The organism is Roseitalea sp. MMSF_3546 (assembly GCF_030732865.1).
Taxonomy (GTDB): Bacteria; Pseudomonadota; Alphaproteobacteria; order Rhizobiales; family Rhizobiaceae; genus Roseitalea.
Genome location: NZ_JASHKB010000002.1, coordinates 243,724 through 261,870, shown reverse-complemented (window position 1 = coordinate 261,870; position 18,147 = coordinate 243,724). Strand labels below are relative to the sequence as shown.

14 protein-coding genes and 1 pseudogene are annotated in these 18,147 nt (G+C 68.6%); 2 read left to right on the top strand and 13 right to left on the bottom strand.

All coding sequences use genetic code 11. The features are described from left to right. Positions 1–129 precede the first annotated feature (129 nt). The 8 genes from ftsZ to murG form a co-directional block, all read right to left on the bottom strand. A complete protein-coding gene (gene ftsZ, locus RBB34_RS03130) occupies positions 130–1,998 on the bottom strand; it encodes a cell division protein FtsZ (RefSeq protein ID WP_306117729.1) in 1,869 nt (622 codons plus the stop codon). Between the two features lie 65 nt (positions 1,999–2,063). Continuing rightward, positions 2,064–3,386, bottom strand: coding sequence for a cell division protein FtsA (gene ftsA / locus RBB34_RS03125; RefSeq protein WP_306117728.1), 1,323 nt, complete (start codon positions 3,384–3,386; stop codon positions 2,064–2,066). Continuing rightward, the gene (locus RBB34_RS03120; RefSeq protein WP_306117727.1) at positions 3,383–4,276 is read right to left on the bottom strand and encodes a cell division protein FtsQ/DivIB; all 894 of its coding nucleotides are present in this window, start codon (positions 4,274–4,276) and stop codon (positions 3,383–3,385) included. Before RBB34_RS03120 ends, ftsA begins: the two co-directional genes overlap by 4 nt. 26 nt (positions 4,277–4,302) lie before the next feature. Then, complete coding sequence (locus RBB34_RS03115) at positions 4,303–5,229, bottom strand: D-alanine--D-alanine ligase (RefSeq protein WP_306117726.1); 927 nt, start codon at positions 5,227–5,229, stop codon at positions 4,303–4,305. A 133-nt stretch (positions 5,230–5,362) separates the two neighbouring features. Further along, positions 5,363–6,742, bottom strand: a complete 1,380-nt coding sequence (locus RBB34_RS03110; RefSeq protein ID WP_306117725.1) for an MATE family efflux transporter — start codon at positions 6,740–6,742, stop codon at positions 5,363–5,365. A 207-nt stretch (positions 6,743–6,949) separates the two neighbouring features. Next, complete coding sequence (murB, locus tag RBB34_RS03105) at positions 6,950–7,918, bottom strand: UDP-N-acetylmuramate dehydrogenase (protein ID WP_306117816.1); 969 nt, start codon at positions 7,916–7,918, stop codon at positions 6,950–6,952. A 2-nt stretch (positions 7,919–7,920) separates the two neighbouring features. Continuing rightward, positions 7,921–9,330, bottom strand: a complete 1,410-nt coding sequence (gene murC, locus RBB34_RS03100) for a UDP-N-acetylmuramate--L-alanine ligase (RefSeq protein ID WP_306117724.1) — start codon at positions 9,328–9,330, stop codon at positions 7,921–7,923. A 21-nt stretch (positions 9,331–9,351) separates the two neighbouring features. Beyond that, positions 9,352–10,473 carry an undecaprenyldiphospho-muramoylpentapeptide beta-N-acetylglucosaminyltransferase gene (gene murG, locus RBB34_RS03095; protein ID WP_306117723.1) on the bottom strand — a complete coding sequence of 374 codons (1,122 nt, stop codon included), beginning with the start codon at positions 10,471–10,473 and terminating at the stop codon, positions 9,352–9,354. On the opposite strand from murG, the gene RBB34_RS03090 reads away from it, so the two are divergent. Further along, positions 10,457–10,852 (top strand): BrnT family toxin, encoded by a 396-nt coding sequence (locus RBB34_RS03090; protein WP_306117722.1) that lies wholly within the window; start codon positions 10,457–10,459, stop codon positions 10,850–10,852. The two genes, murG and RBB34_RS03090, sit on opposite strands and share 17 nt — an antisense overlap. Further along, positions 10,839–11,156 carry a BrnA antitoxin family protein gene (locus tag RBB34_RS03085; protein WP_306117721.1) on the top strand — a complete coding sequence of 106 codons (318 nt, stop codon included), beginning with the start codon at positions 10,839–10,841 and terminating at the stop codon, positions 11,154–11,156. Before RBB34_RS03090 ends, RBB34_RS03085 begins: the two co-directional genes overlap by 14 nt. 7 nt (positions 11,157–11,163) lie before the next feature. Here the strand turns inward: RBB34_RS03085 and ftsW are convergent, their stop codons facing one another. From ftsW to RBB34_RS03060, 5 genes and pseudogenes are all read right to left on the bottom strand, one after another. Beyond that, positions 11,164–12,309: a putative lipid II flippase FtsW gene (gene ftsW, locus RBB34_RS03080; RefSeq protein WP_306117720.1), complete on the bottom strand. Its 1,146-nt coding sequence runs from the start codon at positions 12,307–12,309 to the stop codon at positions 11,164–11,166. Positions 12,310–12,778: 469 nt separating this feature from the next. After that, positions 12,779–14,095: pseudogene (gene murD, locus RBB34_RS03075) on the bottom strand (UDP-N-acetylmuramoyl-L-alanine--D-glutamate ligase); the annotation flags it as partial. A 28-nt stretch (positions 14,096–14,123) separates the two neighbouring features. Continuing rightward, positions 14,124–15,206, bottom strand: a complete 1,083-nt coding sequence (gene mraY / locus RBB34_RS03070) for a phospho-N-acetylmuramoyl-pentapeptide-transferase (protein ID WP_306117719.1) — start codon at positions 15,204–15,206, stop codon at positions 14,124–14,126. Positions 15,207–15,238: 32 nt separating this feature from the next. After that, on the bottom strand, positions 15,239–16,693 hold the full coding sequence (locus RBB34_RS03065; protein WP_306117718.1) for a UDP-N-acetylmuramoylalanyl-D-glutamyl-2,6-diaminopimelate--D-alanyl-D-alanine ligase: 1,455 nt from the start codon (positions 16,691–16,693) through the stop codon (positions 15,239–15,241). Next, on the bottom strand, positions 16,690–18,141 hold the full coding sequence (locus RBB34_RS03060) for a UDP-N-acetylmuramoyl-L-alanyl-D-glutamate--2,6-diaminopimelate ligase (protein WP_306117717.1): 1,452 nt from the start codon (positions 18,139–18,141) through the stop codon (positions 16,690–16,692). The genes RBB34_RS03065 and RBB34_RS03060 overlap by 4 nt, the downstream gene beginning before the upstream one ends. Positions 18,142–18,147 lie beyond the last annotated feature (6 nt).

Here is an 18,147-nt window from a genome sequence, read left to right as displayed (position 1 = left end):
CACGGATCGTTACCCGTTGTAACGTCTTCTCCACCGTAAACTGCATGATTCGGCAAATGCAATCAATAGTTTAACACGCCGTGAACGGAGTCCGTCCGCGGACTCCGTTCGAAACGCTTCATTGGCCGGTCAGCCATTCGCCTGGCGACGCAAAAACGCCGGGATTTCAAGCTGATCGTCATGGTCGGCCGGTGCCTGGGCGGCGGGCCGGCCATGCTCGTCAAGCTGGCCGCTGCGCGGTGCGTAGAGCTGCGCCTCCTGGCCGAGCTGGCGCCGCGGCTGGGCAGCAGCCGGCTCCATGGCGGGCCCGGCTGCCGGATCGGCGGGCCGCAGGCGCGGCGGCGCCGGAACCTCTTCGCCCTCGCCCTTGCGCGACAGCCCGTGCGAGAGCCGCTTGAGCAGGCCCAAAGGGCCACGATCGTCGGCCAGTTCGTCCGGGTGCAGCGTGCCCGCATGCGCCTGCAGTTCGGCCTGCGCGATGGGCGGGAAATCCTGCACCGCGGGCATCCGCGGCTGCGCCGCCTGCTGTTCCGCATAGGGCTGCTGCGGCGCTGCGGGCTCGTGATAGGTCGGCTGCGCCGGTTGCGAGGCTGCGGGCTCGGCCTGGTAATAGGGCTGCTGGGCGACCGAAGGCGCGGCCGTGGGCTCGGGTGCCGGCGCCGGCTCGGGCGCGCGCGCGGTGGTCTGCGGGCGGGCCGGCATGGGATCGCGCGGCGGTGCACGGAACAGCCGGCTCTTGGGCTCGAATTCGCCTGCTTGTGCGGCCGCCGGTGCGGGTTGCGCCGGCGCTGGTTCGGCGGGCTTGGCCGCGCCATAGGCGTTCATGTCGCGCTCGGTTTCGGCGATCGCGGTCTGGGTTCCGGCGGCAGGCGTCTGCGCCGGCTGTGCCTCGCGCGCCGGGGCCGGCGCCGGAGTGGACGGTGCCAGCGGCTTGTGCAGCGTCGGCTTGGCATTGGACGCGGTGGGCGTGCCGGGGCTGGCTGCGCCGGTCACCGCACGCGGCACCAGGTTGATGCGGCTGTCGGTGCCGGCGACCGCTTCGATGCCGGTCGCAACCACCGACACCCGGATCAGGCCTTCCAGCGATTCGTCGAAGGTGGCGCCCAGGATGATGTTGGCGTCCTGGTCGACTTCCTCGCGGATGCGGGTTGCGGCTTCGTCCACCTCGAACAGCGTCATGTCGCGACCGCCCGTGATCGAGATCAGCAGGCCCTTGGCGCCGCGCATGGACGTCTCGTCGAGCAGCGGGTTGGCGATGGCGGCCTCGGCCGCCTTTATCGCCCGGCCCTCCTCGGACGCCTCGCCGGTTCCCATCATCGCCTTGCCCATCGCGCTCATGACCGAGCGCACATCGGCGAAATCGAGATTGATGAGCCCTTCCTTGACCATCAGGTCGGTGATGCAGGCCACGCCCGAATAGAGCACCTGGTCGGCCATGGCGAAGGCATCGGCGAAGGTCGTCTTGTCGTTTGCGATGCGGAACAGGTTCTGGTTCGGAATGACGATCAGCGTGTCGACATTGGCCTGCAGCTCCTCGATGCCGGCATCGGCGGTGCGCATGCGCCGCTGGCCCTCGAAGTGGAACGGCTTGGTGACAACGCCGACGGTCAGGATGCCGCGCTCGCGCGCGGCGCGGGCAACCACCGGTGCCGCGCCGGTGCCGGTTCCCCCGCCCATGCCGGCGGTGACGAAGCACATATGCGTCGAGGACAGATGGTCGTTGATCTCGTCGATGCATTCCTCGGCGGCGGCACGTCCGACATCGGGCTGCGAGCCCGCGCCCAGGCCCTCGGTCACGCCCATGCCGAGCTGGATGATGCGCTCGGCCTTGTTCATCATCAGCGCCTGCGCGTCGGTGTTGGCGACCACGAACTCGACCCCGTCGAGGCCGCCCGTGATCATGTTGTTGACCGCGTTTCCGCCGCCGCCGCCGACGCCGAACACCGTGATGCGCGGCTTGAGCTCGGTGATGTCCGGCTTCTTGAGATTGATCGTCATGGTTTGATCCCCTTGTTGTGCCGGATGGGTTGCCGCCGCATCCGCTTGCGCGTCCTGCTGCGCATTTAGAAGCTCTCTTTGATCCATTGTGTCATCCGCCCGAGCGGACCCTCTGTTCCGGTGCGTTTCAACGATGCGCCGCCGGCGAACTTCGTCGTCGAATGATCGCTGTCGGCCACCTGCGGATAGATCATCAGCCCGACCGCCGTGGCGAAGGCCGGTCCCTTCGCCGCCGCCGGCAGGCCGCGCACGCCCAGGGGCCGGCCGATGCGCCCATTGCGGCCCAGGACGCGGCGTGCGAGATCGGCCAGCCCGCCAAGCTGGGCCGCCCCGCCGGTGAGGATGACGCGCTTGCCAACGACCGACGAATAGCCCGACCGGTCGATGCGCTCGCGCAGCATCTCCAGCGTCTCCTCGACGCGTGCCGCGATGATCCGGTTGAGCAGGCTGCGCGGCACCTGGTGGCCGGCCCGCGCATCCTCCTCGTCCATCGAGGCGATCTGGATCATGTCGCGGTCGTCGACGCTGGTGGCGATCACCGAGCCGTGCATCACCTTGAGCCGCTCGGCGTCGTCGAGTCGGCAGTTGAGCCCGCGCGCGATGTCCATCGTCACGTGATGCCCGCCGACCGGGATCAGTTCGGTATGCACGAAGCGCCGCTCGGCGAAGATCGACAGCGAGGTGGTGCCCCCGCCCATGTCGACGCAGGCGCAGCCCAGTTCCAGTTCGTCGTCGACCAGCGTGGACAGCCCGCTCGCATAGGGCGTGGCGACCAGCGTCTCGATGGACAGGTGCGCCCGGTTGATGGCGAGTTCGAGATTGCGCACCGGCGCGGCATCGGCGGCGACCAGATGCATGTTGAGCGTCAGTTCGTTGCCGATCATGCCGCGCGGGTCGACGATGCCGCGCTCGCCGTCCAGCGTATGGTCGACCGGGATCAGGTGCATCACGTGCCGGTCGAGCCGGCTCGCCCGCTTGACCGCAAGGCGCTGCACCTCGTCGATCTCGCGCTGCGATACCGGCCGGTCGCGCAGCGCCACCGCGGCCGAGCAGATGCCGCTTTGCGGCCGCCCGCCGGAAAGGTTGACGATCATGGAATCGACGGTCACGCCGGCCATGCGCTCGGCCGCCTCGACCGCATGGCGGATCGCCCGCTCGGCGGCGTCCAGGTCGACGATCACGCCCGACTTGACGCCGAGCGAGCGGACATGGCCCAGCCCGATCACCTCGGCCGCATGCGTGCGGCCGTGCAGATAGCGCCCTTCCTCGCACGGCACCATGCGCGCGATCAGGCACACCGTTTTGGTGCTGCCCAGATCGAGCACGGTGACGATGGCCGGCCGGCGCGGCCGCTTGGCGCTGTCGGTGGAACGCGCGATCGCCATCATATGCTGCGCTCCCGGGAACGCTGCTTGAGCGCCTGCTCGCGCGCTTCGACGGCCGCCTCGTGTCTGGCGAGCGCGTTTTCGGTCAGCGCGAACACCGTGCGGTCGGCAAGGCGCAGGTCGATGGCGGCCAGATCGCGCTCGAACACGCCCAGCCGGCCCTGCATGGCCGTGATCCGGCCGAGCGCCAGTTCGACGCCGTTTTCGGGCAGGCGCACGGTGATGCCGTTGTCGAGCCGCAGGTCCCAGCGCCGCTGGCCGACATGGATATAGGCGCGCACCCGCTCGGCGAGGGGGCGGAACGGCGCCACGCGCGCGATGAAGGCCGCGCCCTTGTCTTCGGCGCCCTTGCCGACGAGCAGCGGCAGGGCGGCCAGGCGCGGATCGGCCGCATAGCCGCCGATCACCGCGCCGTCGCGTTCGATCACCGCCAGCGCATCGCCGGTCTGCCAGACCGCGAAGGGCTCCCGTTCGGTCACCTCGATCACAAGGCGCGAGGGATAGACCTTGGCGATGCGCGCCTTATCGATCCAGGGCAGTTTGGCAAGCCGGTCCTGCGCGTCGGCCGGGTCGATCATGATCAGCGAACGCTGCGCGTCGAGCCCGAGCGTCGCGTAGACCTGCTGGGGGGTGGTGTAGGTGTTGCCGCTGATCTCGATCTCGCCGACGGCGAAGCCGGCCGTCGCGGTTGCCGCATCGACGGCGCTGAACAACTGCCCGCCGACCATCGAGCCGTAAAGCACCGCCCCGCCGATCGCCGCGCCGAACACCATCGCCTCGGCACGCCTTGGAACGGCCACATGGCCGCCGGCCAGGCGCTGCAGGAAGCGCATCGGGCGGCGCAGCACGCGCGGCAGGATCAGACCACGGCGCTCGCCGGCGCCGCTGGGCACCCGCGTTTGCGTCCGACGATCTGAGTTCAACGCATGCACGACGCGTCCTCCACCATCCATTCAAGCAATTCACCAAAGGCATGGCCGGCCTGCTCGGCGATTTCCGGGACGAGCGATGTCGCCGTCATCCCCGGTTGCGTGTTGATTTCCAGCCAGATCAGCTCGCCGTCTTCGGAGAACCGGTCGTCATAGCGGAAATCGGAACGGGTCACGCCCCGGCACCCGAATGCCTGATGTGCTTTGAGCGCCAGTTTCGTTATCGTTTGGTAAATATTTGGTGAAATTTCCGCCGGGCAGACGTGTTTTGAACCGCCTGCAACATACTTTGAATCGTAGTCGTAGAAGGGGTGGCCGACCGGTATGATCTCGGTGACGCCCAGCGCCACGTCGCCCATCACCGCGCAGGTCAGTTCGCGCCCGTGGACATAGCGCTCGACCATCACGCGATCGCCATAGGGCCAGTCCTTGCCGGTCACGCGCTGCGGCGGGTGGCGCTGATCGGCATCGACGATCACCACGCCGAAGCTCGACCCTTCGGCCACCGGCTTGATCACATAGGGCGGCTGCATCGGATGGGCCGAAGAGATCGCCCCGCGGTCCATGACCTTGTGCTCGGCGACCGGAATGCCGTGGCTCCTGGCCAGCCGCTTGGACATGTCCTTGTCCATGGCGAGCGCCGTGGCCAGCACACCCGAATGGGTATAGGGGATTTCCATGAATTCGAGGATGCCCTGAATGGTGCCGTCCTCGCCGAACGGCCCGTGCAGCGCGTTGAAGGCGACGTCCGGCTTGAGTTCGGCCAGCTTGAGGGCGACGTCGCGGCCGACATCGAGGCGCGTGACGCGATAGCCGGCACGTTCGAGTTCGTCGGCGCAGGCATGGCCCGAATCGAGGCTCACCGGCCGCTCCGACGAGAACCCGCCCAGAAGGACGGCGACGTGTTTGGTGCCCATGACGGTTCGCCCCCGTGATCGCGTCGCTCGATTGTAGACTGCGAGGCTGGCCGGACGCTGGAACGGGCCGCCACGGCCCGACAGAATCAAGGCGCGCCTGATTTGGCAAGCCCGCCCGCGCTCACGGCTTGTGTCAGAGCGGCCTGAGGATGAAGAACCGCCAGTTGAGCAGGATCGCGGCGGCCGTCAGGCCCGAGGCGAGCCCGATCCACACGCCGATGCCGCCAAGGCCGGCCACGAAACCCAGCAACCAGGCCAGGACCATCCCCACCGGCCAATACGCGATCAGCGCGATGATCATGGGAACGCGCGTATCCTTGAGCCCGCGCAGCAGCGCCGCGCCGATCGCCTGTGCGCTGTCGGCGAGCTGGAAGCAGGCGGCGACGAACAGCAGCGGCACCGCATAGGCCAGCACGGCCGGCGCGCCGGGATCGGCCTCGTCGAGGAAGAGGCCGATGAGGAAGTCGGGCACGGCAAAGAACAACGCCGCGCTCATCGCCGCAAAGCCCAGACACAGCGCCATGACCGTCTTCGCCGCCCGGTCGAGCCCGAACCGATCGCCGCGGCCGTGAAACTGGCCGACCCTGGCCGTGGCCGCCTGCGCCATGCCCAGCGGCACCATGAAGGCGAGCGACGCCAGTTGCATGGCGATGCCGTGGGCGGCGAGCGCGGTCACGCCGATCCAGCCCATCAGGATCGAGGCGGCGACGAACAGGCCCGCCTCGGCGACGATCATCGTGCCGATCGGCAGGCCGATGCGCACCACCTCGCCCAGCGCCTGCCAGTCCGGCCTCCACAGCCGCACGAAGATTGCATAGGGTCGGGCGCGGTCGGCGCGCGCCGCATAGGCGGCAACGACGGCCAGAACCAGCGATTGCGTGGCCAGCGTGGCGAGCGCGGCGCCGCGCACGCCCAGTTCCGGCGCGCCCCAATTGCCGAATATGAACGCCCAGTTGACCGCCGCGTTGAGAAAGATGCCGGCAATGGTGGCGACAAAGACGATGCGCGTGCGTTCGATGGCCGTCAGGAAGCTGCGCAGCGTCCACCACGCAAGCACGGCGAACAGCGAGAACTGGGCGATGCGCATGTACTCGCGCGCCAGCGCGGCGACATCGGCATTCTGGCCAAGCGCCAGCAGGATCGGCTCGATGAACCACAGGATCGGCATCATGATCAGGCAGAACAGCACCGAGGCCCAAAGCCCCATGCGCACCGAACGCCGCACCTGGGAGACATCGCCCTGCCCCTCGGCGCTGGCGGCCATGGGCACGACGGCATAGGCGATGCCCGCGCCGAACAGGATGACGGTGTGTATGACCTGCGTGGCGATGACCCCGGCGGCCAGATCGGTGACGCCGTACCAGCCCAGCATCACCGTGTCGGTGGTGTTCATGAGCATGGTGCCCAGTTGCGAGCCGACCAGCGGCACGCCGAGCGCCAGCGTGGCGCGCGCATGCGCACCCCAGCTCATCGGCGCGGGCGCCGAGCCGAATGTTCCCGCTGCTGTGCTCATCGCCCGCCTCTACGCCGCCGAAAACGGCGTGCCAAGCCGATTCTTGTCACCGGGGCAATCGGGCCGCTGCGGCCGGCCGATCAGGTGACGCCCGCCCGGCCGTCGCGGCGGTGGCGCACGCGCGCGATGATCGCTTCGCCCGTCGGGTCGGTCCCGCCGCCTACCGGATGCGCTCGCAACGGATGGACACGAACCGGTGGGCCCGTCTCACAGCATCCGTCCAAGAAACGGCTGCACCGGCTCCTCGTCATCGCCGAATTCGCCCACGCGCTTGATCTCCCATTCGAGCCGGATGCCCGAATGATCGAGCACCCGCGTGCGCACCGTCTCGCCGAGCGTTTCCAGGTCATGGCTGGTCGCCGCGCCGGTATTGATCATGAAGTTGCAGTGCATCGGGCTCATCTGCGCGGCCCCGATCATCAACCCGCGGCAGCCGGCGGCATCGACTTCCTTCCAGGCCGACGTGCCCGGCGGGTTCTTGAAGGTCGACCCGCCCGTCTTTTCCCTGACGGGCTGCACCGTCTCGCGATGGTGCTGCACCGCGTCCATCATCCTGGCGATGATCGCCCTGTCCTCGCTGTAGCCCTGAAAGACAGCCGAAGTGAAGACGAGATCGGCCGGCGCCGACGAATGCCGGTAGGAATAGCCCATTTCCTCGTTGGTGAGCGTCAGCTTGCGCCCTTGCCGGTCGACCGCCTCGACCTCCACCACACGTTCTCGCGTCTCGACTCCATTGGCCCCGGCATTCATCCGCAGCGCCCCGCCGACCGAGCCCGGAATGCCGTGATAGTGGTGGAACCCGCCGATACCGGCCTTCAACGCCGCCGCCGCCAGGCGCTTGTCGGGCACCGCCGCGCCGGCCCTTATGCGGTTGCCCTCAAGGGTCTCGATCTGCCCGAAGCCCTTCGCCGACAGGCGGATGACCACGCCCTTGATGCCGCCGTCGCGCACCAGAAGGTTCGAGCCGACGCCGACCACCAGAACCGGGACCTGCGTCGGCAGTGCGGCGAGGAAGGCGGCAAGGTCGTCGGCATCGGCCGGCTGGAACAGGATTTCGGCCGGCCCGCCCGTGCGGAACCAGGTGATCTCGCTCATCGGCGCGTTCGGCTTGAGCCGCCCGCGAACGTCCGGCATGGCCGGCGCCAGCCGCGCCCATAGCGCCTCGCCGTCGACCACGGTCATGCCGCCTCGCCCGCAAGCTCGCCGGGCAGCGCATAGGCCCACTGGGTGATGTTGCCCGCGCCCAGATAGACGACGAAGTCGCCGGGTCCGGCCTCGCCGCGAATGACCGGCGCGACGTCCTCGGGCCCGCCGATCCGCCGTGCATCCTTGTGCCCGCCGGCGCGCATGCGCTCGACCAGTCCCTCGGCGTCAACGCCTTCGATCGGCGCTTCGCCGGCCGGATAGACCGGCGCGATCAGCGCCGTGTCGGCCTGGTTGAAGCAGGCGGCGAAATCGTCATAGAGATCGCGCAGGCGCGTATAGCGATGCGGCTGCATGACGGCAAACACCCGCGCATCGCCCGCCGCCTCGCGCGCGGCCGCCAGCACGGCCCGGATCTCGACCGGATGGTGGCCGTAATCGTCGAAAACGCACACCCCGTTCCACGCGCCGGTCTGGGTGAAGCGGCGCTTGACCCCGCCGAATGAGGACAGCCCGCGCCGGATCGCCTCGTGCGGGAGCCCGAGCGCATCGGCGACGGCGATGGCGGCTGTGGCGTTGGCCACGTTGTGCGTGCCCGGCATGGGCAGGCGCAGGCCATCGAGCGCGGTCGTCGCGCCCGTCTTGCGATCGCGGATCGTCACGTCGAACAGCGACACCGCGCCGTCCATGCCGCGCGGGGTGAAGCGCACATCGGCCTGCGGGTTCTGGCCATAGGTGACCAGCCGCCGGTCGGTCACGCGGCTGATCAGCGCCTGAACCTCCGGATGGTCGATGCAGGCCACACCGAAGCCGTAGAACGGCACGTTCTCGACGAATTGCCGGAACGCGTCGCGCACCGCGTCGAACGAGCCGTAATGGTCAAGGTGTTCCGGATCGATATTGGTGATCACGGCGATTTCGGCGGGCAGCTTGAGAAAGGTGCCGTCGCTCTCGTCCGCCTCGACCACCATCCAGTCGCCCTCGCCCATGCGCGCATTGGTGCCATAGGCGTTGATGATGCCGCCATTGATGACCGTCGGATCGAGCCCGCCGGCCTCGAGCAGCGCCGCGACCATGGAAGTCGTGGTCGTCTTGCCATGCGTGCCGCCGATGGCAATGGCATTGCGGAAGCGCATGATCTCGGCGAGCATCTCGGCGCGCCGCACGATCGGCAGCAGCTTTTCGCGCGCCGCCCTGACCTCGGGATTGTCCGCCTTGATGGCGGTGGAGACGACGACCACCTCGGCCTCGCCCAGATGGGCCGCGTCATGGCCGACGAACACCGCGATGCCCTTGTCGCGCAGGCGCTGCTGGTTGGCGCCATCGGTCTGGTCCGAGCCCTGCACGGCATAGCCCAGATTGTGCAGCATCTCGGCGATGCCGCTCATACCGATGCCGCCGATCCCGACGAAATGCACCACACCGATATTCTGCGGCATCTTCATGGGTTCGTCCTCAGGTTCGGATCAGGCTTGCCGGGCGCGAAAGTCGGCCGGCGACTGGCCCCTGGCAATAGCTTCCGTCAGGTCGGCAAGCAAGGCGGCGGCATCGGGCCGGCCCGCCTGCCTGGCGTTCGCCGCCATCGTCGCCAGCGCGTCGGGATCGGCGACAAGCCGCGCGATCTCCCCGGCAATCGCCTCCGGCATCAGCTCCGACTGGCGGCGCACGAGCGCCCCGCCGGCCGCTTCGAGTGCTGCGGCATTGGCCGCCTGGTCGTGATCGAGGGCATGCGGATAGGGCACCAGGATCGCCGGCCGGCCGATGACCGCGATCTCCGAGACCGTGGAGGCGCCCGAGCGCGCCAGCACCAGATGCGCCCTGGCGACGCGATCGGGCAGATCGTCGAAGAACGGCGCGAGTTCGGCCGAAACGCGCAGCATCTCGTAGACCGACTTCGCCGCGGTTTCGTCCTCGGGCCGGGCCTGCTGTGTGATTTCAACGCGCGCGCGCAGATCGTCGGACAGCAGTTCCATCGCCGCCGGCATGGCCTCGGAGAAGAACCGCGCGCCCTGGCTTCCGCCGAAGACGACGAGCCGCACCGGTCCGTCTTTATCGGGCGGCGCATAGGGCGTGCCGGCCGCTTCGATCACCGGCGGGCGCACCGGATTGCCGGTGACGACGATCTTGCCCGCATGCTCGCCTGTCGCGGCCAGAAACCCGCCCGCGATCGCCGTGGCGCGGCGCGCGAGCAGCCGGTTGGCCCGGCCCATCACCGCGTTCTGCTCGTGGATGATGGTCGGAAAGGCGCCCGACGCGGCGATCAGCGGCGGCACGGTGGGATAGCCGCCAAAGCCGACCACCGCCGCCGGCTTGAGCTTTGAAAGCAGGATCCGTGACTGGCGCATGCCGGCGAACAGCGCCAGGCCAGCCCTGATCAGCGCGAACGGATTCTTGCCCGAGGGCGTCGCCGAGCGGATGACATGCAGCCCCTCGCCGGGAAAATCCTCGGCATAGTGCCGCGCCCGTTCATCGGTGGCCAGATGCACCTGCCAGCCCCGGCCGACCAGTTCATGCGCCAGCGCCTGGGCGGGAAACAGATGCCCGCCGGTGCCGCCCGCCGAAAGAAGGATCGTGCCGCTTTCAGCCATCTCGTGCCTTCCCGGCTCGTTCGCGTCGCCGGGCAACAACCATGCCCCCGGTCCGGCTTGCGCCCAAACTTTTTATGCATATATTAATGTGGCGGGCGAGGACGGCGCGATGTTCGAATGGGACGCCGACAAGGCGCGGCGGAACAGGGCCAAGCATCGGGTGGACTTCACCGAGGTCGAACGGTTCGATTTCGGAACCTGCATCGAGTTCGACGTCACCGAGATGGCTCAGGATGGCGAAGAGCGGATCATGGCGATCGGGTTCATCGGGGTGCAATTGCACGTGCTGATCTACACCGAACGCGGCGAAGCAATGCGACTGATCTCGTTGCGACGAGCGACGCCGGAAGAAACGAGACTGTACCATGCGGAACATTAGACTGCGCGCCGACCGCCGTACGCCTGAGAGCCGCGCCAAGGCGCGCGCATCGCTCAAGTCCATGACCGAGGCGGAGGCTGCTCGCCTGTCCGAGGCGGCCGCTTCCGACCCCGACAATCCGCCCCTGACCGAGGCCGAGTTTGCGCGTGCCAGGCCCGGCCGCCCGCCGCTTCCGCCCGAGCGGCGCAAGAGACGCGTGACCCTGTCGCTCGACCCGGACGTGCTCGCGGAGTTGAAGAAGGACGGGCGCGGCTGGCAGACCCGCGCCAACGCCGTCCTCAGAAAGGCCCTGTTCGGCAAATAGGCGACCGTCACGACGCCGCCGCCAGGCCCGAAAAGCGCACATGGGCGAACCGCGTCTGGGGCCGCCGTCGCGTCAGCGCCAGGATGATGCCGGCCGAGATTGCCACCGCCACCATGGACGAGCCGCCATAGGACACGAACGGCAGCGTCATGCCCTTGGCCGGCAGCAATTGCAGATTGACCATGATGTTGATCATCGACTGAAGTCCGATCAGCACGACCAGGCCGCTGACGGCCAGCCGCCGGAAATGGTCCTCCTCGCGCACCGACTTGAGCAGCCCGCGCAGCACGATGAAGGCGAACACCGCAACCAGCGCCATGCACAGCACGATGCCGAACTCCTCGGCGAGCACGGCAAAGACGAAATCGGTGTGGCTGTCGGGCAGGATGCGCTTGATCGTCCCCTCGCCCGGCCCCTGTCCGAACCAACCACCGCGCACGATCGCCTCGCGGCCGGTGTCGACCTGGAACGTGTCACCCTGGCCGGTGAAGAACCGGTCGATGCGGTTGGCCACGTGCGGCAACAACACATAGGCGCCGATCAGGCCGGCCGCGCCGATCGCGCCGAGCACGGCGATCCACAGCCAAGACATGCCGGCCAGAAAGAACATCGCGCCCCATGTCGCCGCCACCAGCACCGTCTGGCCCAGATCGGGCTGGGCGACCAGCAGCGCGGCGATCGCGGCGAACAGCACGCCGGCCAGAAGATTGCCCGGAATGTCCGGCCGGCGCAGATGCTCGGCGAACAGCCAGGCGCAGATGATCACGAAGGCGGGCTTGGCGAACTCCGATGGCTGCACCGAGATGCCGGCAATGCGCACCCAGCGCCGCGAGCCCTTGACTTCGACGCCGAAGAACAGCGCCGCCAGCATCAGCACCACCGAGCCGGCGAGCACGATCAGCGCCATGCGCCGGATCTGCCGGTCATCGAGGAACGACACGCCGATCATCACCGCGATCGCCGGCACCACGAAGATGGCGTGCCGCTCCACGAAATGGAAGGTGTCGAGCCCGATCCGCTCGGCGACGTCCGGGCTGGCGGCAAACGAAAGAACGATGCCGAAGCCGATCAGCACGGCGAAGGCGGCCAGAAACCAGCGGTCGACGGTCCACCACCAGTCGGCGACCGCGCTGCGATCACTGCGACGGTACATCCTCATCCTCCCTGAGCGTTTCGTCCCGGCCCATGGCGTCCGCCTCGTGGACGCGCTCGCCGCCGCCATTTGCGCGCTCGAGTTCATCGGCCAGCCGGGCGAGTTCGTCGTCGGCGTCGAGCCCCTCCAGGGCCGGCACATCGTCGTCATCGCCGGCCGCGACCGGCGGCGCCGGCTCGTCCTCGTGCGCATCGGTGCCGCCTTGCGTGTCCACCGGCGTTTCCGCCGCCTCGCGATGGTCCGCCTCGCTTTCGGCAGTGTCCATGTCGGCCACGGGCGCGACGGGCGCCGCCGATTGCGCGTCGGCGGGCGCGTCGCCCGCTTCAACCTCCGCGGCCTCGACGGCCTCGGCGGCCTCGGCGACGATTTCCTCGCCGGGCTCGGGATCGGTCGTGTGCTCGACGATGGGCGCTTCGGCCGGCTGCCCGGGATCGGCGGGAACCGGATCGACCGGCACCATGGGCGCGTCCACCCCGTCGAGGATCGCCACTGCATCGACGAAGGCCCGGCCGCGCTCCTCGAAATTGCCGAACTGGTCAAAGCTCGCCGCCGCCGGCGCCAGCAGCACGACGGGCTCGTCGGCCTCGGCCTGCGCCGCATCGGCGGCGGCGCGGCGCACGGCGACATCGATGCTCGCCGAGATTTCGAAGGGCAGGCGCTCGCCGATCGTTGCGGCGAAGGCAGGCGCGGCCTCGCCGATCAGATACGCCTTGGCGACACGGCCGAACAGCGGCGACAGCGAGGCGATGCCGCCCTCCTTGGCCAGCCCGCCGGCAATCCAGTGGATGTCGCGAAAGCTCGACAGCGCCTTGGCCGCCGCATTGGCGTTGGTCGCCTTGGAGTCGTTGACGAACAGCACGCGCTCGCGTCGGGCGACGATCTGCATGCGATGCTCGAGGCCGGGGAAATCCTCGAGCCCGGCCTGGATATCGGCTTCCTCCAGCCCCAGCATGCGGCAGGCATGGGCGGCCGCCAGCGCGTTCTGCCGGTTGTGGTCGCCGCGCAGCGCGGCGGCATTGGTCAGGTCGATCTCGTGGCGGTCGCCGATCGCGCTGATGCGCTCGACGCTGACGCCGGCGCCCTCGGCCTCCTCGGCGGCGGTGCGGCACCACACATCGTCGACGCCGATCACCGCCTTGCGGGCACCGGTCACAAGCCGTTTCTTGATGCCGGCATAGTTTTCCATCGTGCCGTGGCGATCGAGGTGATCGGGCGAGATGTTGAGCAGGATGCCGACCGTGGGATCGAGCGAGGGCGCAAGATCGATCTGGAAGGAGGAGCATTCGAGCACATGGATCCGGCCTTTGGCGGGCGGATCGAGCGCCAGCACCGGCACGCCGATATTGCCGCCCATCTGCACGTCGCGGCCCGCACGCCTGAGGATATGGGCGATCAGCGCCGTTGTCGTCGACTTGCCGTTCGTGCCCGTGACGGCGACGAACGGCGCGTGCGGAGCGATCTTGGCCCGCTCGCGGCAGAAGAGGTCGATATCGCCGATGATCGGCACGTTTTCGGCCCTGGCCTTGTCGACGGTCCAGTGCGGCTTGGGGTGCGTCAGCGGCACGCCGGGCGCGAGCACGAGCGCGTCGAAGCCCGACCAGTCGGCCCCATGCAGATCGGCGGTGCCGATCCCTTCGGCGGCCGCGGCGGCGACGCTGTCGGGGTTGTCGTCGAAGGCTGTGACCTGCGCCCCGCCCGCCGCCAGCGCCCGCGCCGTCACCCGGCCCGAGCCGCCAAGGCCGAACAGCGCCACCGAGCGGCCGGAAAATGTCGAAATGGAAATCATGCAATACTGCCTTTCAGCGCCGTCGAACTCAGCGCAACTTCAATGTGGACAGGCCGATCAGCGCCAGAATGACGGCGATGATCCAGAACCGGATCACCACCTGGCTTTCGGTCCAGCCCATCTTCTCGAAATGGTGGTGGATGGGCGCCATCAGGAAGACCCGGCGTCCGGTCGCCTTGTAATGGGCGACCTGGATGATCACCGACAGCGCTTCGATCACGAACAGACCGCCGATGATGATCATGACGATCTCGTGCTTGGTGGCGACGGCCACCGCCCCGATCAGCCCGCCAAGGGCGAGTGAACCCGTATCGCCCATGAAGATCGCCGCCGGCGGCGCGTTGAACCACAAAAAGCCCAGGCCCGCCCCGATCACCGCGCCCAGGATCACCGCCAGATCGCCGGTGCCGGGGACGAAATGGATCTGCAGATAGTCGGCGAAGATGGCGTTTCCCGAAAGATAGGCGATCACGCCGAACGAGGCGGCCGCGATCATGATCGGCACGATGGCGAGCCCGTCGAGTCCGTCGGTCAGGTTCACCGCATTGCCGGCGCTGACGATGACGAAGGCGGCGAACGGGATGAAGAAGACCCCCAGATTGAACAGCAGGTCCTTGAAGAAGGGAAAGGCCAGGCTCGACGAGAACGGCGCATTGCCGGCGCGCATGATCATGTAGGCGGCAAAGCTGGCGATCAGGAATTCCAGCGCCAGCCGCGAGCGGCCCGAAAAGCCCTTGTCGGTCTGCTTGGTGACCTTGAGGTAGTCGTCGTAAAAGCCGATCGCGCCGAAGCCGAGCGTCACCGCCATCACGACCCAGACATACGGATTGCCCAAATTCCCCCACAACAGCGTCGCGCCGATGATGCCGGTCAGGATCATCAGACCGCCCATGGTCGGCGTTCCGGCCTTCTTGAAATGGGTCTGCGGCCCGTCGGCGCGGATCGGCTGGCCGCGCCCCTGCCGCAGGCGCAGGACCGAGATGATGCGCGGGCCGAACAGGAACACGATGAAGGCCGATGTCAGCAGCGCCCCGCCGGTCCGGAAGGTGATGTAGCGGAACAGATTGAGTATCTGGAACTGGTCCGAGAACTCGGTCAACCAAAAGAGCATTCCTGTCCTTTCCCTGTCCGCCCGACCCGCATTCAGCCGGCATCGGGCGCATCGGCTCGTTCAAACAGGCTGACGAGCCGGGAAAAGCCCATTCCGTTGGACGACTTGATCATGACGACATCGTCGGCGCGCACATCCTCGGCCAGTTGCTCGCCAAGCGTGTCGACACTGTGGTGATGGATGACCTCCAATGGCGCCTCGCCCAGCTTTTCGGCCAGGGCGGCCATTTCGGGACCGGCCAGATAGAGCTTGTCCAGGCCCGCCTTGGCGACCGGCGCGGCGAGGTTCTCGTGCAGCTTCCGTGAATGGCTGCCCAGTTCGAGCATGTCGCCGAGCACCGCGATGCGGCGGCCATGCCCGCCGGAGACGAGCGTGGCGACCAGATCCAGCGCCGCTTCCACCGAGGCCGGATTGGCGTTGTAGCTCTCGTCGATGAGCGTGAAGGTGCCCGCCCCCGCCTTCATCGTCAGGCGCTTGCCGCGCCCGTCCGGCGCCGGCAGGTCGGCCAGCGCGTGCGCGACCCGGGTGATGTCGGCGCCGACAAGGTGCGCCACCGCGAGCACGCCGAGCATGTTGTGGACGACGTGACGGCCCGGAAGGCCGACCTTGAAGGCCAGTTCCTCGCCGAACACCCTGGCCGTCACGCACGAACAGTCGGCCAGGTACTTGGCGTTCAGAAGCTGGGCGTCGGCGCGCTGGCTGGTGCCATAGCCGATGATCGTGTTCACGCCCGCCTTGCCGGCCAGTTCGGCGAGCAGCTTGAAGCGCTTGTCGTCGCGATTGATCAGCGCGGTGCCGCCCCGGACGACACCCGAGAAGATTTCCGCCTTGGCGTGGGCGATGCCGTCGAGATTCCTGAAATTGCCCAGATGCGCTGCCGCGATCAGCGTGACCATGCCGATATGCGGACGCACCTGCCGAACCAGCGGCGTGATCTCGCCGGCATGGCTCATGCCGATCTCGAAGACCGCATATTCGGTGTCGGCGGGCATGCGGGCGAGCGTCAGGGGCACGCCCCAGTGATTGTTGTAGGACTTGACCGAGGCGTGCACCCGGCCGCAACGCTCCAGAACATGGCGCAGCGCTTCCTTCGTGGTCGTCTTGCCGGCCGATCCGGTCACCGCGACGACCTTGGCCTTGGTGCGCGCCCGCGCCGCCCTGCCCAGCATGCGCAGCGCCTCCAGCACGTCGGGCACCACCAGCAGCGGCAGCGTCTGCCGGCCGAGCGCGGCGAGCTTGCCCTCCTGCACGACAAGGCACGAAGCGCCCGCCGCCACGGCCTTGGAGGCGAACTGGTGTCCGTCGCGCGTATCGCCCGCAATGGCGAAGAACGCATCGCCCGGCTGCAGCGAGCGGGTGTCGATGGAAATGCCGGTCACCGCCTCGGGCAGGCCATGCACCGGCCGCGCATCCATCGCCTCGGCCATCGCCGCGCCGGTCCACAGCGGCGCCGATGCCGTTGCCGTGCCGATCCCCGTCTGGCTCATGCGGCAACCTCGGCGAGCGCCGCGCGCGCCTCGTCATGGTCCGAGAACGGTCGCGTCGCCGCGCCCGTGGTCTGTCCGGTCTCGTGTCCCTTGCCGGCGATCACCAGCGTGTCGCCGGCCGAAAGCGCGCCGATCGCCGCCCGGATGGCCGCGCGCCGGTCGCCGATCTCGATGGCATCGGGCGCCGCCGCCATGATCGCCGCGCGGATTTCGGCCGCATCTTCCGAGCGCGGATTGTCATCGGTGACATAGACGATGTCGGCGAGCCTGTGGGCGATTTCGCCCATGATCGGCCGCTTGCCCGGATCGCGGTCGCCACCGCAGCCGAAGACCACCGCGATCCTGCCCGTCGTGAACGGTCGCACCGCGCCGAGCACCTGTTCGAGCGCCTCGGGCTTGTGCGCGTAGTCGACATAGACCACCGCGCCCTGGGCGGTGGTGCCGACCAGTTCGAGCCGGCCCGGCGCGCCCCTCAGCTCCTCGAGCGCGCCGAACGCGATTTCGGGCGCCACGCCCACCGAGATCGCCAGCCCGGCCGAGACCAGCGCATTGGCGATCTGGAAATCGCCGGCGAGCGGCAGCACGATGCGATGGGTCCGGCCGTCATGGACGAGTTCGGCGACCTGCCGGTGGCGTTCGTGCTCGAGCCGCTTGAGGCAGATGAACTCCCCGCCCCGGCCGACCGTGCCGATCTCGAGCCCGGCCCCGCGCGCCGCCGCCACCGCCCGCTGCGACCAGCGATCGTCGGCGAAGATCACCGCCGGGGAGCCGCTTTGCGCCAGCGTGTCGAACAGGCGCATCTTGGCGGCGAAATAGGCCTGCATGTCGCGATGGTAGTCGAGGTGGTCGCGGCCCAGATTGGTGAAGGCCGTCGCGGCCAGCCGCACGCCGTCGAGCCGGCGCTGTTCGATGCCGTGGCTGGAGGCCTCCATCGCCGCATGGGTGACGCCGCTTGCCGCCAGGTCGGCCAGAATGGCGTGCAAATGCACCGGATCGGGCGTGGTCAGCGCGCCCTCGATGGTCTTGGCGGGCGCGACGACACCGGTCGTGCCGATCGAGGCGGCGTTCAGCCCGGCATGGTCGAAGATCTGGCGGGTGAAGGCGGCGACCGAGGTCTTGCCGGCGGTGCCGGTCACCGCGACGATGGTTTCGGGCTGGCGGCCGGCCAGCGCGGCGGCGACCAGTGCCAGCGCCCGGCGCGGGTCGCCGGCCCGGATGACCGGCACGTCGACGGCGATGTCGGCATCGGGCGCGCACAGCACCGCGCTCGCCCCGCGCGCGACGGCCTCGCCGGCAAAGGCCGTGCCGTCATGCCTGGCCCCGCTGACCGCGACGAAGAGTTCGCCCGGCCCGATGGTCCGCGAATCGGCGCCCACGCCAGAGAACGCGCCGGCGGGCAGCGCGGCGGCGGGTGTGTCGACAATGTGCGCCAGGTCGGAAAACTGCATCGGATC

Excerpts from the sequence above, each read along its gene's own strand:
- ftsZ (WP_306117729.1), bottom strand. The coding sequence starts at position 1,998 with ATGACGATCAATCTCAAGAAGCCGGACATCACCGAGCTCAAGCCGCGC.
- ftsA (WP_306117728.1), bottom strand. The coding sequence starts at position 3,386 with ATGATGGCGATCGCGCGTTCCACCGACAGCGCCAAGCGGCCGCGCCGG.
- RBB34_RS03115 (WP_306117726.1), bottom strand. The coding sequence starts at position 5,229 with ATGGGCACCAAACACGTCGCCGTCCTTCTGGGCGGGTTCTCGTCGGAG.
- RBB34_RS03110 (WP_306117725.1), bottom strand. The coding sequence starts at position 6,742 with ATGAGCACAGCAGCGGGAACATTCGGCTCGGCGCCCGCGCCGATGAGC.
- murC (WP_306117724.1), bottom strand. The coding sequence starts at position 9,330 with ATGAAGATGCCGCAGAATATCGGTGTGGTGCATTTCGTCGGGATCGGC.
- murG (WP_306117723.1), bottom strand. The coding sequence starts at position 10,473 with ATGGCTGAAAGCGGCACGATCCTTCTTTCGGCGGGCGGCACCGGCGGG.
- RBB34_RS03085 (WP_306117721.1), top strand. The coding sequence starts at position 10,839 with ATGCGGAACATTAGACTGCGCGCCGACCGCCGTACGCCTGAGAGCCGC.
- ftsW (WP_306117720.1), bottom strand. The coding sequence starts at position 12,309 with ATGTACCGTCGCAGTGATCGCAGCGCGGTCGCCGACTGGTGGTGGACC.
- mraY (WP_306117719.1), bottom strand. The coding sequence starts at position 15,206 with ATGCTCTTTTGGTTGACCGAGTTCTCGGACCAGTTCCAGATACTCAAT.
- RBB34_RS03065 (WP_306117718.1), bottom strand. The coding sequence starts at position 16,693 with ATGAGCCAGACGGGGATCGGCACGGCAACGGCATCGGCGCCGCTGTGG.
- RBB34_RS03060 (WP_306117717.1), bottom strand. The coding sequence starts at position 18,141 with ATGCAGTTTTCCGACCTGGCGCACATTGTCGACACACCCGCCGCCGCG.